This is a genomic window from Streptomyces sp. WAC00040, assembly GCF_056835925.1.
In genome coordinates, this window is the sequence record NZ_JAKQZE010000001.1 from 2,013,873 (window position 1) to 2,029,542 (window position 15,670).

12 protein-coding genes and 1 pseudogene are annotated in these 15,670 nt (G+C 70.6%); 12 read left to right on the top strand and 1 reads right to left on the bottom strand.

The window, feature by feature from the left end; translation table 11 throughout:
* Window position 1 precedes the first annotated feature (1 nt).
* From MDN94_RS09265 to MDN94_RS09285, 5 genes and pseudogenes are all read left to right on the top strand, one after another.
* Window positions 2-838: a type II secretion system F family protein gene (locus MDN94_RS09265; protein ID WP_482727041.1), complete on the top strand. Its 837-nt coding sequence runs from the start codon at window positions 2-4 to the stop codon at window positions 836-838.
* Window positions 835-1,623, top strand: a complete 789-nt coding sequence (locus MDN94_RS09270; RefSeq protein ID WP_482725394.1) for a type II secretion system F family protein — start codon at window positions 835-837, stop codon at window positions 1,621-1,623. The genes MDN94_RS09265 and MDN94_RS09270 overlap by 4 nt, the downstream gene beginning before the upstream one ends.
* 52 nt (window positions 1,624-1,675) lie before the next feature.
* A complete protein-coding gene (locus MDN94_RS09275; protein ID WP_482725395.1) occupies window positions 1,676-1,876 on the top strand; it encodes a DUF4244 domain-containing protein in 201 nt (66 codons plus the stop codon).
* A 133-nt stretch (window positions 1,877-2,009) separates the two neighbouring features.
* A pseudogene (locus MDN94_RS09280) lies at window positions 2,010-2,336 on the top strand (TadE family type IV pilus minor pilin); the annotation flags it as partial.
* Between the two features lie 341 nt (window positions 2,337-2,677).
* Complete coding sequence (locus tag MDN94_RS09285) at window positions 2,678-3,043, top strand: Rv3654c family TadE-like protein (RefSeq protein ID WP_482725396.1); 366 nt, start codon at window positions 2,678-2,680, stop codon at window positions 3,041-3,043.
* On the opposite strand, the gene MDN94_RS09290 is transcribed toward MDN94_RS09285, so the two are convergent.
* Window positions 2,979-5,462: a DEAD/DEAH box helicase gene (locus MDN94_RS09290; RefSeq protein WP_482725397.1), complete on the bottom strand. Its 2,484-nt coding sequence runs from the start codon at window positions 5,460-5,462 to the stop codon at window positions 2,979-2,981. The genes MDN94_RS09285 and MDN94_RS09290 overlap by 65 nt on opposite strands.
* Window positions 5,463-5,540: 78 nt before the next feature.
* On the opposite strand from MDN94_RS09290, the gene MDN94_RS09295 reads away from it, so the two are divergent.
* From MDN94_RS09295 to topA, 7 genes are all read left to right on the top strand, one after another.
* On the top strand, window positions 5,541-5,894 hold the full coding sequence (locus tag MDN94_RS09295; RefSeq protein ID WP_003967428.1) for an STAS domain-containing protein: 354 nt from the start codon (window positions 5,541-5,543) through the stop codon (window positions 5,892-5,894).
* Window positions 5,895-6,005: 111 nt separating this feature from the next.
* The gene (locus tag MDN94_RS09300; protein ID WP_482725398.1) at window positions 6,006-6,449 is read left to right on the top strand and encodes an ATP-binding protein; all 444 of its coding nucleotides are present in this window, start codon (window positions 6,006-6,008) and stop codon (window positions 6,447-6,449) included.
* A 660-nt stretch (window positions 6,450-7,109) separates the two neighbouring features.
* The gene (locus tag MDN94_RS09305) at window positions 7,110-9,515 is read left to right on the top strand and encodes a sodium-translocating pyrophosphatase (RefSeq protein ID WP_482725399.1); all 2,406 of its coding nucleotides are present in this window, start codon (window positions 7,110-7,112) and stop codon (window positions 9,513-9,515) included.
* Between the two features lie 200 nt (window positions 9,516-9,715).
* On the top strand, window positions 9,716-10,303 hold the full coding sequence (locus tag MDN94_RS09310; protein ID WP_482725400.1) for a small secreted protein: 588 nt from the start codon (window positions 9,716-9,718) through the stop codon (window positions 10,301-10,303).
* A 178-nt stretch (window positions 10,304-10,481) separates the two neighbouring features.
* Window positions 10,482-12,029 carry a DUF7059 domain-containing protein gene (locus tag MDN94_RS09315; protein WP_482725401.1) on the top strand — a complete coding sequence of 516 codons (1,548 nt, stop codon included), beginning with the start codon at window positions 10,482-10,484 and terminating at the stop codon, window positions 12,027-12,029.
* A 374-nt stretch (window positions 12,030-12,403) separates the two neighbouring features.
* Window positions 12,404-12,601 carry a hypothetical protein gene (locus MDN94_RS09320; protein ID WP_159689215.1) on the top strand — a complete coding sequence of 66 codons (198 nt, stop codon included), beginning with the start codon at window positions 12,404-12,406 and terminating at the stop codon, window positions 12,599-12,601.
* Window positions 12,602-12,825: 224 nt separating this feature from the next.
* A complete protein-coding gene (gene topA, locus MDN94_RS09325; RefSeq protein WP_482725402.1) occupies window positions 12,826-15,642 on the top strand; it encodes a type I DNA topoisomerase in 2,817 nt (938 codons plus the stop codon).
* Window positions 15,643-15,670: the final 28 nt, after the last annotated feature.

The following is a 15,670-nucleotide window of genomic DNA, read 5'->3' on the forward strand; positions in this document are numbered from 1 at the left end:
GATGTGCGCGGCGGCGGTGTGTCTGATCGCGGCTGCCTGGCTGCTGACCGGCGGGCAGGAGCAGGAACTGCGAAGGGCGCGGCTGATGTTCGCGGGCCCGGGGGCAGTGGTGCTGCCGCCGCGGTGGTCGCGCGAACGGCTCCTGCCCGTTATCAGGCTCCGTAAGGAGTGGTGGTGCTTGCCTGCGGGAGCCGCGGTGGCTGTCGTCGGGGAATCTCCACTGCCGCTTGCGGTGGGAGCCGTCGCCGTGCCTTTGGTGCGGCGGTGGTTGCGGGCCCGGGAGCGCAGGAGCGACGAGGACCGGCGGGCCCTGGGCGTCATCGGCCTGTGCGGGGCGACGGCCGCGGAGCTGAGGGCGGGACTGCAGCCGGCACAGGCACTGCTCTTCGCCGCGGGAGCGACGGACGTCCTCGGGGATGCGGAGGCCGAGGTGCTGGCGGCGGCGAGATTTGGCGGAGACGTGCCCGAGGCATTGCGCACGGCGGCGCGACAGCCGGGCGCGGAAGGACTGGCCGGTGTGGCGGCGTGCTGGCGGGTCGCCGTGGACAGCGGCGCCGGCCTGGCGGCCGGGCTGGACCGTCTGGAAGCGGCCCTGCGCGCCGAGATGGATCAACGAGAGGAACTGAAAGCGCAATTGGCAGGCGCCCGGTCGACCATCGTGCTGCTTGCGCTGCTGCCGGTCGCGGGTCTGGCCATGGGCTGGGCCCTCGGAGCCGAACCGCTGCATGTGCTGTTCCACAGCCCCGCCGGCATCGCCTGTCTGGTGATCGGAGGGCTGCTGGAGACGGCAGGGGTGTGCTGGGCCGGACGCATCGTACGTGCGGGAGGGGAAGCATGAGCGGCGATGCCGTCCACAGGCTGGGGACGGCGGTGGCGGTTCTCGCCACCGTGGCCTGCCTCGTCTCCCTGGTGGCGGCGAAGCGGCGAGAGGGAAAGGCGCGCACGAGGGGCATGGCCTTGCTGCGGTCAGGGCCCGAAGTCCGCGGCAGGCGTATCGACTTCGGGCGGCGGGCCAAGCCGTGGGCGGCTCCGCTGGGAGTGGTTGCCGTCAGCTGGTTCCTGATCGGCGGACCCGCGGGCGGCGCGGTGGGACTTGTCGCCGCCATGGGCGTGCACCGATGGCAGCGGGACCGCCGGCAGCGGGCAGGCGCCGGAACGCCCGAGGCGGACGTCGCTAAGGAAGTGGCGCGTCAACTGCCTTTGGCAGCCGACCTGATGGCCGCGTGCATCTCCGCCGGAGCGGGCCCGCGGGAGGCGGCGGAGGCGGTCGGCGAATCCCTGGGCGGCCTGGTCGGTGGCCGCCTCGCACGGACTGCCGCGCAGCTGCGGCTCGGTGCGGAACCGGCGCCCGCGTGGGGTTGCTTCGGCGAGATACCGGGCGCGGAGCCGCTGGCCCGCTGCTTGGAGCGGGCCGACTCCACCGGAGCTCCCGCCGCGGAGCTGGTGTCCCGGCTCGCTGAGCGATTCCGTGCGGAGCGTGCCCGCGCCGCGGCGGGACGGGGACGCAGGGCGCAGGTACTGATCACGGCACCGGTGGGGCTGTGCTTCCTGCCCGCGTTCCTCGCGGTCGGTGTGGCGCCCGTGGTGATCGGCCTGGCGGGCGGACTCCTGCACGGCAACTGACGACAGACAACGCGACGACACAGACGGCAATTTCGACATCAGGGGGTTCACCATGTGGCAAGCGATGCGGGTTCGGCTGAACGCGCTGAGGCGCGGCATGCGCACCGACGACGGTATGACCACATCCGAGTACGCGATGGGAACGATCGCCGCGTGCGCCTTCGCGGCGGTCCTCTACAAGATCGTCACGAGCGGCACCGTCTCGGGAGCGCTGGAAGCCGTGATCGGGAAGGCGCTCGATGCGCAGTTCTGAGGCACCGTCCGCGGGCGCACGGGCCGGGGCACGGTCAGGTCCAGGCGTAGGCGCACGGCCAGGGCGAGGCCCAGAGGGCGACCCCGGCCGAGGTGAGGCCCACGGCGAGGACGGTGGCAAGGAATTCGGGGACATGGGGGCCGTGACGGCGGAGGCCGCTGTCGCGGTGCCGGCGCTGGTGATGTTCACCATGGGGCTGGTCTGGGCCCTGATGGCGGCTTCGGCGCAGATCCAGTGCGTGGACGCCGCGCGCGCCGGTGCTCGCGCGGCGGCCCGGTCGGAGCCACGGGCCGCAGCGGTCGCCGCCGCCCGTTCGGCGGCACCGAGCGGCTCCGCGGTCACCCTCATTCGGAACGGTGACCTGTGGCGGGTGCGCGTCGAGGCGGACACGCCCGGGCCCGGCGCGCTCGCCCTGACGCTGAGAGCGGAGGCCGTCGCGTTCGCCGAGGACTCCGTGGGTCAGGCGCCGAACGCGGTCGTGCCGGGGGTCGTCGTGCGGGACACCGGTCCGCGGACCGCCAGGTGGGAAGCGGCACAGGACCTGACTCCCGAGGACGCCCCGCCTGACGCCGCCGAGACCCCGGCATCGGCCCTGGCGGCCCTCTCAGGCCCCGCCCCGGCCTCCCCGGTCCGCAGACACCGGGTCGGCGTTCAGAAGCGGGGAGAGGGCCTTGTGCTGATGCGTGCGGACAGAGGGGGCCGCGGAAGCGACACAGGGCCTGCCCGCACCGTCGGCGTACCGAGGGCTGAACGCGCTGAACGGCCCGGCACTGCCACAGCGGCGATCGAGGAGGTGGCGCCGTGAGGGAGGACCGTGGCTCGGCGACCGTGTGGGCGGCGATGGCGACGACTGTGCTGTGCGCGGTGTTCGCGATCATCCTGGCGATGGGCCAGGCCGTGGTCGCCCGGCACCGGGCGGGAGCCGCGGCCGACCTCGCGGCCCTCGCCGCGGCCGACAACGCTCTGCGGGGCACGGCCGAGGCCTGTGCGGTAGCGGGCCGGGTGGCCGGCGCACAGGGAGCGCAGCTGGTCCGGTGCTCCGTGACGGGCGAGATCGCCGACGTGAGTGCGACGGCCCGCTTCGGCCCGTACGCCCCGGCGGTCAGGGCGCGGGCGGGCCCGCCGGGGTCTCCTGGGCCGTCGGCGCCGTCCGGAGCAGCTCCGTGAGCAGCCGGACCGCGCCCCGCTTGTGCAGCGGATCGTTGCCGTTGCCGCATTTGGGCGACTGGATGCACGACGGGCAGCCCGCCTCGCATTCGCACGAGGCGATCGCCTCCCGGGTGGCGGTGAGCCACTCGCGGGCCGTGTGGAAGGCCCGCTCGGCGAAGCCCGCCCCGCCCGGGTGCCCGTCGTACACGAAGACGGTCGGCAGCAGCGTGTCGGGATGGAGCGGCACGGAGACGCCTCCGATGTCCCACCGGTCGCATGTGGCGAACAGGGGCAGCATCCCGATGGAGGCGTGCTCGGCGGCGTGCAGGGCCCCGCCCAGCTGTTCCGGGTTGATCCGGGCGGCGTCCAGCTGGTCCTCGGTGACCGTCCACCACACGGCACGGGTGCGCAGGGTCCGGGGAGGCAGGTCGAGCTTGGACTCGCCGAGGACTTCGCCGGTGATGAGTCTGCGCCGCAGGAAGGAGACGACCTGGTTGGTGACTTGGACGGAGCCGTAGCTCAGGCGTCCGTCTCCCCACGGGATCTCGATGTCGGTTTCGAGTACGGAGATGGAGGTGGTGTCGCGTGCGGTGGTCGAGTAGGGCGGGCCGGCCTCCGTGACGAGGGCGACGGAGTCTTCCAGGTCGAGCTTGTCGACCAGGTACGTACGGCCCTGGTGCAGATGGACGGCGCCGTCGTGGACCGCTGTGTGGGCGGCCCCCTCGTCGACCGTGCCGAGCAGCCGGCCCGTGGCGGACTCGACGATCTGGACGGGCCGACCGCCGCCGCCCCGGATGTCGGTCAGGTCGGCGGCCCGCTCGCGACGGGTCCAGTGCCAGCCGGAGGCCCGCCGCCGCAGCAGCCTCGCGGCCTCCAGTTGGGGCATGAGGTCCGCCGCACCCGGACCGAAGAGTTCCAGGTCGGTCTCCGTGAGCGGAAGCTCGGCGGCTGCCGCGCACAGATGAGGGGCCAGCACGTAGGGGTTGTCCGGGTCGAGGACGGTGGATTCCACCGGACGGTCGAACAGGGCCTCGGGATGGTGGACGAGAAACGTGTCCAGTGGGTCGTCCCGGGCCACGAGTACGGCGAGGGCTCCCTGACCCGAGCGGCCTGCCCTGCCCGCCTGCTGCCACAGCGAGGCCCGTGTGCCCGGGTATCCGGCGATCACGACGGCGTCCAGGCCGGCGACGTCCACACCGAGCTCGAGGGCGGTGGTGGCCGCCAGACCGAGGAGTTCACCGGAGTGCAGGGCACGCTCCAGTGCCCGGCGCTCCTCGGGGAGATAGCCGCCCCGGTAGGCGGCGACACGCCGGGGCAGGGAGCGGTCCACCTCGGCGAGGCGCTCCTTGGCGATCACGGAGATCAGCTCGGCGCCGCGGCGGGAGCGCACGAAGGCCACGCTGCGGACGCCCTGCACCGTCAGGTCGGTCAGGAGGTCGGCGGTCTCCGCGGTCGCGGTGCGGCGTACGGGCGCGCCCTTCTCGCCCTGGAGCTCGGTCAGCGGCGGCTCCCACAGCGCGAAGACCAGCTCTCCGCGCGGGGAGGCGTCGTCCGCGACCTCGTGGACGGGCAGACCGGTGAGCCGGCCCGCCGCGACGGCCGGTTCCGCCGACGTGGCGGAGGCGAGCAGGAAGACCGGATTCGCGCCGTAGCGCGCGCACAGCCGGCGAAGGCGGCGCAGCACCTGGGCCACATGGGAGCCGAATACGCCGCGGTAGGTGTGGCACTCGTCGATCACGACGTACCGCAGTGAGCGCAGGAAGGAGGACCAGCGTGGGTGGGCGGGGAGTATCCCGCGGTGCAGCATGTCCGGGTTGGTGAGGACGTAATTGGCGTACTGGCGCACCCATTCGCGTTCTTCGACCGGCGTGTCGCCGTCGTAGACGGCGGGTCGGATCCGGTTGCCGAGCGGGGCCGCCAGCTCCTTCACCGCGCGTCGCTGGTCGGCGGCGAGCGCCTTGGTGGGCGCCAGGTAGAGCGCGGTGGTGCCCCGGCCGTTCGGAGCCTCCGCGCCGTCGAGCAGCGTGCTCAGTACGGGGGCCAGATAGGCGAGGGACTTGCCGGACGCCGTGCCGGTCGCGATGACCACGGATTCGCCGTTCAGGGCATGCTCGGCAGCGGCTGCCTGATGGGCCCAGGGGTCCTCGATCCCGGCATGCTGGACAGCGCTGATCACTTCTGTCCGGATGCGGTCCGGCCAGACTGCATGCCTTCCCGGTCGAGGGGGCAGGTGCTCCGTATGAGTGATGCGCGCAGCCCGGCTCGCACCAGCGGTGAGCCGGTCGAGGACCGTGCTGGGGGAGGGGCGGTTTTCCACGCTCCCGGGCGGTCGACTGGGACGGTGATTCATGGCCATCGGCACCGAGTGTGTCACTGGCGTGACGGACAATGGTCCCAAGGCGTCGTGCATGGCTGCTGGTAAGTGATTGAATGCCATCGCGGCTGGCGACCGTCCTCCGGCTCCGTCGGGGAGACTTGAAGGGCGGCCGCTCGATAGCAAGGTGCTGGAGGATCCGTGGACCTGTCCCTGTCGACTCGCAATGTGTCCGGACCTGGTGGCGACCGTACGGTCGTCGAGGTCGGTGGCGAGATTGATGTGTATACCGCGCCCAAGCTGCGCGAGCAGTTGGTCGAGTTGGTGAACGACGGCAGCTACCACCTGGTTGTCGACATGGAGGGCGTGGACTTCCTCGACTCCACCGGCCTCGGCGTGCTCGTGGGCGGGCTCAAGCGTGTGCGTGCCCACGAGGGCTCCCTGCGCCTGGTGTGCAACCAGGAGCGCATTCTCAAGATCTTCCGGATCACGGGTCTGACCAAGGTGTTCCCCATTCACACCACGGTCGACGAAGCTGTCGCGGCGACCGACTGACGGTCGGCCGGAGACTGCCGGAAGCAAGAGGGGCCCCGGGCATCCAGCCCGGGCCTCTGAGAGGCACGCCCGTACGTCGAGAGGCACGCCCGTACGTCCGAGGGGGACTGCATGGCCACCGTTGAGCTCCGCTTCAGCGCCCAGCCCGAACATGTCAGGACGGCGAGACTGGTTGCCGCTGCCGTGGCTCGTCGTGCCGGGGTCGAGGAGGCGGTGCTGGACGAGGTCCGGCTCGCCGTCGGAGAGGCCTGCAGTCGCGCTGTCGGGCTGCACCGCAGCCATGGCATCACCGCACCCGTACGGGTGATTCTGGCCGATGAGGAGAAGATCTTCTCCATCGAGGTCGGTGACGAGGTCCCGAGCGTGGGCGCCGGCTCCGCAGCCGTGTCCGGCGGACGCGGCGAGGGCACCGAGGACCTCGACGCGGAGGGCGAGGACGAGATGGGCCTCGCCGTCATCAGCGGTCTCGTCGACGACATGGAGGTCTCCTCCACCGAGGACGGCGGTGTCATCCGTATGAGCTGGCCGGCGACATCGTTCGCCGTCGCGCCCTGACGTCGTCTCTTTCCGAGTCGTCCTGGAGCCCATCGGTTCCCGAGCCGGCGGTTCGATGGCTGTCGGCCCCGTAGCCGTGGGCCCTGTGCTCCCGGGGCCGGGGTCGGTCCGTCAGCCCTTCGAACCATGAGCCGTCGGTCGGACAGCTTCGGCCTCCGAGCCGGCGGTCCTATGGCTGTTCGACCCGAGTGTCGGTCCGCGGGCCCTCGGGCCCCAGAGGGTCGGTCCCGGGCCGCTCGGTCCTGAAGCGGTCCAGGGCCCGCTGTCGAAGAGACCTCGACCGCGGAGCCGTGTCGCACTGATCGTCGTCTTCTGAGCCCTCACGCCCTGATCCGACCGTGCAGGACCGGACAGTCCTGGGGCCGGTGTGGCGGAGGGGCAGATCGGCGCCGCCCGGGATTCGGTCTCAATGCCCGCTGATCATTTCCGGATCGTTCCGACGTAAAGAGGCCCTGCTGAGCAGGGCCTCTTTCCTATTTTCTAGATCATCGTTCGGGCGTCAATGCTTTTGCACCGTTACCGCTTTCGGGGATCATTTCCGGGCCCAATCATTTGCTGAGTAGCAAGTCAAGGTCAATTACATTTACCGCGCCCTGTTTTGATCAGGTTCCGCTCCCTACAATCCGTCCACATCTTGAGCTCTGACGTCAAGGAGGACGAATGGCGGGGCTCTTCAACCCACACCTGATCGATCACCCCACTTCTCTCGCAGTCGCGGTACTCACGGATGACAACCGACTGATCGTTATTGTGATCGCGGCTGTCGCCCTGGCAGCACTCGTGGTCGCCCAGCTCCTGGTACGCCAGGTGCTGGCTGCGGGCGAGGGCACCGATTCCATGAAGAAGATCGCGGCCGCGGTACAGGAAGGCGCGAATGCGTATCTGGCACGGCAGCTGCGCACTCTCGGCGTCTTCGCCGTCGTGGTGTTCTTCCTGCTGATGCTTCTCCCGGCCGACGACTGGGCGCAGCGCGCCGGGCGCTCGGTGTTCTTCCTGGTGGGTGCGCTTTTCTCGGCGGCCACCGGATACATCGGCATGCGCCTTGCCGTGCGGGCCAATGTGCGCGTAGCCGCCGCCGCGCGTGAAGCCACGCCGGCGGAAGGTGAGGCGGAAAAGGATCTCACGGCCGTCTCGCACAAGGCCATGAAGATCGCTTTTCGTACGGGCGGCGTGGTCGGCATGTTCACGGTGGGCCTCGGTCTGCTGGGCGCGTCCTGCGTCGTGCTCGTCTACGCGGCGGACGCGCCGAAGGTGCTCGAGGGCTTCGGCCTCGGCGCGGCGCTCATCGCCATGTTCATGCGTGTCGGTGGCGGCATCTTCACCAAGGCGGCCGACGTCGGCGCCGACCTCGTCGGCAAGGTCGAGCAGGGCATCCCCGAGGACGACCCGCGCAACGCCGCCACGATCGCCGACAACGTGGGCGACAACGTCGGCGACTGCGCGGGCATGGCGGCCGACCTCTTCGAGTCGTACGCCGTCACGCTCGTCGCGGCTCTCATCCTCGGTATGGCCGCGTTCGGCGACGCCGGGCTCGCCTTCCCCCTCATCGTCCCGGCGATCGGCGTGGTCACCGCGATGATCGGCATCTTCGCGGTCGCCCCGCGGCGCGCCGACCGCAGCGGGATGACGGCGATCAACCGCGGCTTCTTCATCTCCGCGCTGATCTCGCTCGTGCTGGTCGCCGTGGCCGCCTACGTCTACCTGCCCGGCTCGTACGCCGAGCTGGACGGGGTCGGCGACGTGGCGGTCCAAACGCACGACGGGGACCCGCGGGTCCTGGCGCTCGTCGCCGTCGCCATCGGCATCGTCCTGGCGGCACTGATCCAGCAGCTGACCGGCTACTTCACGGAGACCAACCGGCGCCCCGTGCGCGACATCGGCAAGTCGTCGCTCACCGGCCCGGCGACCGTCGTCCTGGCAGGCATGTCCATCGGCCTCGAATCGGCCGTCTACACCGCCCTGTTGATCGGCCTCGGCGTCTACGGGGCCTTCCTGCTCGGCGGCACGTCGATCATGCTGGCGCTGTTCGCGGTGGCGCTGGCCGGCACGGGCCTGCTCACCACCGTCGGCGTGATCGTGGCCATGGACACCTTCGGCCCGGTCTCGGACAACGCACAGGGCATCGCCGAGATGTCCGGTGACGTCACCGGCGCGGGCGCCCAGGTGCTGACCGACCTGGACGCCGTGGGCAACACCACCAAGGCCATCACCAAGGGCATCGCGATCGCCACGGCCGTGCTGGCGGCCTCGGCGCTCTTCGGCTCGTACCGCGACGCCATCGCGACGGCGGCCTCGGAGGTCGGCGAGAAGCTGGGGGACGGCGCCCCGATGAACCTGGTGATGGACATCTCGCAGCCCAACAACCTGGTTGGTCTCGTTCTCGGCGCCGCGGTCGTCTTCCTCTTCTCCGGGCTGGCCATCAACGCCGTGTCCCGCTCGGCCGGCGCCGTGGTCTACGAGGTGCGGCGGCAGTTCCGTGAGCACCCCGGGATCATGGACTACACGGAGAAGCCTGAGTACGGGCGCGTCGTCGACATCTGTACCAAGGACGCGCTGCGCGAGCTGACGACGCCCGGTCTGCTCGCCGTGCTGACCCCGATCGCGGTCGGCTTCTCGCTCGGCGTCGGCGCCCTCGGATCGTTCCTTGCGGGCGCGATCGGCACGGGCACGCTGATGGCCGTCTTCCTCGCCAACTCCGGTGGCGCGTGGGACAACGCCAAGAAGCTCGTCGAGGACGGACACCACGGCGGCAAGGGCAGTGAGGCGCACGCCGCGACCGTCATCGGCGACACGGTCGGCGACCCGTTCAAGGACACCGCGGGCCCGGCGATCAACCCGCTGCTGAAGGTCATGAACCTGGTTGCGCTGCTGATCGCGCCCGCCGTGATCCAGTTCAGCTACGGGGACGACGCCAGCGCTGGGGTGCGTGCGGTGGTCGCGGTCCTGGCGATCCTGATCATCGTCGGAGCTGTGTACCTCTCGAAGCGGCGTGGCATCGCCGTCGGCGACGAGTCGGGCACTGCCGAGCGCAGCGCGAAGCCGACCGATCCGGCGGTGGTTTCCTGACACTGATTCAGTGGACGGGCGGGCGGCACGGTTTGACGTGCCGCCCGCCCGTCCGTGTGTGGAATCACCGCTCAGCGTGAGCCTTGTCTCTCTTGGTGCAAATGGCTTCAATGGGTAATAAAGCGGGCGCACGACACGCGGTTGTCGCCCAGTTGGCGTGTATGTTCCGGGGCCGAGAGGCCTTGGAAGGGACCAATCCGGTGAACAAGAAGCTTGCGGCCGCCCTGTCCGGCGGCGCGGTACTGGTACTGGCGCTGTCCGGCTGCGGCGACGACAGCGAAGAAAAGGTGAACGCCTGGGCGAAGGATGTTTGCGACCAGGCGCAGCCGCAGATCAAGAAGAGGGCCGACGCACAGCAGGCCATCATCTCGACGGCTGCGGACGGGAAGCCCGCGGACATCCAGGCTGCCGACTCCAAGGCGTTCGCGGACATCGCGGCTGCGGACAAGGCGCTCGCCAAGGCGGTCAAGGACGCCGGCGTCCCCCCGGTCGAGAACGGAGAGAAGCTCCAGCAGGACGCGGTGAAGGAGCTCGACGCCACCGCCGCCGCCTACCTCGACCTGAAGAAGAAGGTCGACGAACTCGACCCGAAGAACCAGCAGAAGTTCGCGGACGGCCTGCAAACCGTCGCGGACGGGCTGAAGAAGATCGAGCGCATGGACCAAGCGGCGCTGGCGAAGCTGCAGTCCGGCGAGCTCGGCACAGCCATGGCGAAGCAGCCCGGCTGCCAGCGGGCCGACACGTCGAGCCCCGCGGGCGGCGCGTCGGCGTCGTCGGGCAAGGCGTAGGCCGTCCTGGCGCCGTGGCGGAACGGCGCCCGCCCGTCCGGCGGGCCGTCGGACAGGTAGGGGGCCGCCCCGGCGCCGTGACGCAACGCGCCCGCCCCTTCGGCGCGGCGGGGGCCGGTTGATCCGACGGTGTGCGACGGGAGCCGGGGGTTCGGCGGAGGGCAGCGGTCCGAATGGGATGCCGGGCCGCGCGGCGGTCGTCCTTCGCGGCGGCCACAATGGGCGGGTGAGTACGACAAGCCTCCCCGTGCCCGACCACGCGCCCCGGCTGCGTGAAGCGCTCCTCTCCGCCGCCTTCACGGCCGACGGGCTGCTCGACCTGCTCGGCGCGCCCGCCTACGCGGCGCTCGCCCGCAGCGAGACCGTGCCCGCCCTGCGCGCCACGCGCGGGGCGGGTGTCCTGGAGACGCTCGTCCGGCTGTTCCTGCTCCAATGCGCCGTGCCCCACGAGCAGGCCCGCAAGGCGCTCCCTCTCGACGAGTGCCTCGCGGACGGCTGGGTGTCTCGCGACGGTGACGAGGTACGGGCCACAGTGGACGTCCGTCCGTACGGCGGGCCGGAGGCGCAGGACTGGTTCATCGTCTCCGACCTCGGCTGCGCGGTCGGCGGGGCGGGCGGGGCGAGCGGCCAGGGCGAGGGAGTGGTCCTCGGCGTCGGCGGCGCGTCCACCACGCTCGCCGGCATCACGATCCGCACGCCCGTCGCGGCCGCGCTCGACCTGGGAACCGGTTCCGGCATCCAGGCGCTGCACGCCGCCCAGCACGCGACGCGGGTGACGGCCACCGATCTCAACCCCCGGGCCCTGCACTTCACCCGGCTCACACTCGCCCTGTCCGGCGCGCGGGAGGCAGACCTGCGGGAGGGGTCGCTGTTCGAGCCGGTCGGCTCCGACACGTACGACCTGATCGTGTCGAACCCTCCGTTCGTCATCTCTCCCGGTGCCCGGCTGACCTACCGGGACGGCGGGATGGGCGGGGACGATCTGTGTCGCTCTCTCGTTCAGCAGGCGGGGGACAGGCTCAACGACGGCGGCCACGCCCAGTTCCTCGCCAACTGGCAGCACGTGGAAGGGGAGGACTGGCAGGACCGGCTGCGCTCCTGGGTGCCGCCAGGCTGCGACGCGTGGATCGTGCAGCGCGAGGTGCAGGACGTGACGCAGTACGTGGAGCTCTGGCTGCGCGACAGCGGGGACCACCGCACCGACCCGGCCCGGTATGCCGCGCGCTACGACGCGTGGCTGGACGAGTTCGAGGCGCGCCGCACGAAGTCGGTCGGCTTCGGCTGGATCACCTTGCGGAAGTCCGGCGCCGAACGCCCCTCGATCGTCACGGAGGAGTGGCCGCACCCCGTCGAGCAGCCGCTCGGCGACACGGTGCGCGCGCACTTCGCCCGGCAGGACTATCTGCGTGCGCATGACGATGCCGCGCTGCTCGCCGATCACTTCGTGCTGGCCGAAGAGATCATGCAGGAGCAGGTCGGGATGCCGGGCGCGGAGGATCCGGAACACGTGGTGCTGCGCCAGAACCGGGGCATGCGCCGTGCCACCAAGGTCGACACGGTCGGCGCCGGTTTCGCGGGCGCGTGCGACGGCAGCCTGAGTGCCGGGCAGATCCTCGACGCCATCGCCCAGCTGCTCGGCGAGGATCCGGTCCTGCTGCGCGACCGCACTCCGCAGGCACTGCGACTGCTGATCGAGGAAGGCTTCCTGGAGCCCGTCCCGAGGTGACGCCGCACCGTGCGGCGGGACCGGCCCGTCCCGGTACCGTCCCGGGTCCCGGGCCTCGCTGCCCCGTCCCGCTCCCCGGCCGCTGCCGGTTCCTGGTCCCCGTATCCGGTCCAGGCCGCTGCCGGTACCTGGTCCCCGTATCCGGTCCAGGCCGCCGCGGCTCGTGGTGGCGGAAATCGACAGGGAAATCCGGCCAAGGTTCGGTTTGCGATCCCATTTCCTGTGACTTCGGCCCGCCCGCCGTGTGACTTCGACCGCGACCGGGCGGGTGAACCCCACGTGGCGTTCACCCGGAGTTCGTGCCTGCGACGCCCTGGGGTGCCAGCCTCGCCCTGCACAGGGACCTCGGCGTCAGGAAAGGACCGGGTACGGGCATGGAGAGCGGGCCAGCGATCTTCGCCGGAACGGCATTCGCGCTGTTCGGGGCCGCACTGCTGCTGTGGACGGGGATGCGCGCGCTGCACCGCCGGCCCGTCGCACACGGAGTGACCACGGCCACGGGCGTGACCTTCGGGATGCTGTTCGGTGCGGTGTTCCTCACTCTCGCCGTGTGGTGCTTCGGCCGTCTCTGACCCGGCTCCTGGAGGACGACGTGCCGGGTCCGGGCGGCATGAACAGTTGGACTCGGGTTACCGTTCGAGTGGCCGTTGCGGGCTTTTGCCGTTTGACACGGGGGCGGGTTGTACCGTCACACTCCGCAGCGACAACAGCGTCACAGCAGTGCGACCAGGCACAGGACCACGTGCCGCACCCGCCGTGAGCGCCCATCGAGCGTCGACCGGAGAGAAGAGCGAAGTTGTCCCCGACCAGCGAGACCGCACACGGCGGCCGCCGACTTGTGATCGTCGAGTCGCCTGCCAAGGCGAAGACGATCAAGGGCTACCTCGGCCCTGGCTATGTCGTCGAGGCGAGCGTCGGGCACATCCGCGACCTGCCGAACGGTGCCGCAGAGGTGCCGGAGAAGTACACCGGCGAGGTGCGGCGGCTCGGCGTCGACGTCGAACATGACTTCCAGCCCATCTATGTCGTCAATGCCGACAAGAAGGCCCAGGTCAGGAAGCTCAAGGAGCAGCTGGCCGAATCCGACGAGCTCTTCCTCGCCACCGATGAGGACCGCGAGGGCGAGGCCATCGCGTGGCACCTTCTCGAGGTGCTCAAGCCCAAGGTCCCGGTCCACCGGATGGTCTTCCACGAGATCACCAAGGAAGCGATCCGGGACGCCGTCGCCAACCCGCGCGAGCTGAACAAGCGCATGGTCGACGCCCAGGAGACCCGCCGCATCCTCGACCGCCTCTACGGCTACGAGGTCTCGCCGGTCCTGTGGAAGAAGGTCATGCCCAGGCTCTCCGCCGGGCGCGTCCAGTCGGTCGCGACCCGGCTCGTCGTCGAGCGGGAGCGCGAGCGGATCGCCTTCCGTTCCGCCGAGTACTGGGACCTGACCGGCACGTTCTCCACCGGCCGGGCCGGTGACCCGTCCGACCCGTCCACGCTCACCGCCCGCCTGAACACCGTCGACGGGCAGCGTGTCGCGCAGGGCCGCGACTTCGGTTCCGACGGCCGGCTCAAGTCCGCCCAGGTGCTGCACCTGGACGAGGCGAACGCCCGCTCCCTCGCGGCTGCCCTCGAAGGCGCGTCGTTCGCGGTGCGCTCCGTCGAGTCCAAGCCGTACCGCCGCTCGCCGTACGCACCGTTCCGTACGACGACGCTCCAGCAGGAGGCGTCCCGGAAGCTGGGCTTCGGGGCGAAGGCGACCATGCAGGTCGCGCAGAAGCTGTACGAGAACGGCTTCATCACCTATATGCGTACGGACTCCACGACGCTGTCCGAGACGGCCGTCGCCGCGGCCCGCGCACAGGTGACGCAGCTGTACGGCGCCGACTACCTGCCGGAGAAGCCGCGCGTTTACGCCGGCAAGGTCAAGAACGCGCAGGAGGCGCACGAGGCGATCCGCCCGTCGGGTGATCGTTTCCGTACCCCCGCGGAGACCGGCCTGACCGGTGACCAGTTCAAGCTCTACGAGCTGATCTGGAAGCGGACCGTCGCCTCTCAGATGAAGGACGCGGTCGGTAACTCCGTCACCGTGAAGATCGGTGGCGGGGGTTCGGACGGCCGTGACGCAGAGTTCAGCGCGTCCGGCAAGACGATCACGTTCCACGGCTTCATGAAGGCCTACGTCGAGGGCGCCGACGACCCGAACGCGGAGCTCGACGACCGCGAGCGGCGCCTGCCGCAGGTCGCGGAGGGCGACGCCCTGTCGTCAGAGGAGATCTCGGTCGACGGTCACGCCACCAAGCCGCCGGCCCGCTACACCGAGGCGTCCCTCGTCAAGGAGCTGGAAGAGCGCGAGATCGGCCGCCCGTCGACCTACGCCTCGATCATCGGCACCATCCTCGACCGCGGCTACGTCTTCAAGAAGGGGACGGCCCTCGTCCCCTCGTTCCTCTCCTTCGCCGTGGTCAACCTGCTGGAGAAGCACTTCGGCCGGCTCGTCGACTACGACTTCACCGCGAGGATGGAAGACGACCTCGACCGCATCGCGCGCGGCGAGGCCCAGGCCGTGCCGTGGCTGAGGCGCTTCTACTTCGGCGCGGGCGACGCCGCCGGCGCCGCCTCCGAGGCGGGCAACGGCGACGGTGACCACCTCGGCGGCCTCAAGGAACTGGTCACGGACCTCGGCGCGATCGACGCCCGGGAGATCTCCAGCTTCCCCGTCGGCAACGACATCAAGCTGCGCGTCGGCCGGTACGGGCCGTACGTCGAGCGTGGCGAGAAGGAGGCGGAGGGCCACCAGCGCGCCGACGTCCCCGAGGACCTCGCACCCGACGAGCTCACCGTCGAGTACGCGGAGGAACTGCTCGCCAAGCCGAGCGGTGACTTCGAACTGGGCACCGACCCGGCCACCGGCCACCAGATCATCGCCAGGGACGGGCGCTATGGCCCGTACGTGACCGAGGTCCTGCCCGAGGGCACGCCGAAGACGGGCAAGAACGCGGTCAAGCCGCGGACCGCCTCGCTCTTCAAGAGCATGTCCCTGGACACGGTGACCCTCGAGGACGCCCTCAAGTTGATGTCCCTGCCGCGAGTGGTGGGCACCGACGCCGAGGGTGTAGAGATCACCGCGCAGAACGGCCGCTACGGCCCGTATTTGAAGAAGGGCACCGACTCGCGCTCCCTCGAGAACGAGGAGCAGCTCTTCTCCATCACGCTGGAAGAGGCGCTGGCGATCTACGCGCAGCCCAAGCAGCGTGGCCGGGCCGCCGCCAAGCCGCCGCTGAAGGAACTGGGCACCGACCCGGTCAGCGAGCGTCCGGTGGTCGTCAAGGACGGCAGGTTCGGCCCGTACGTGACGGACGGCGAGACGAACGCCACCCTGCGGACCGGCGACAGCGTCGAGGACATCACTCCGGAACGCGGATACGAGCTGCTCGCCGAGAAGCGGGCGAAGGGGCCTGCCAAGAAGACGGCGAAGAAGGCTCCGGCGAAGAAGACGGCCGCCAAGAAGACGGCGGCGAAGAAGACCGCCGCCAAGAAGACGACCGCCGCGAAGACGACGGCCAAGAAGACGACGGCCAAGACGGCGGCCAAGAAGACGGCCGCTTCGGCGGACGAGTAGCCGGGACGGCGGGGCGGTCTCCTCACGA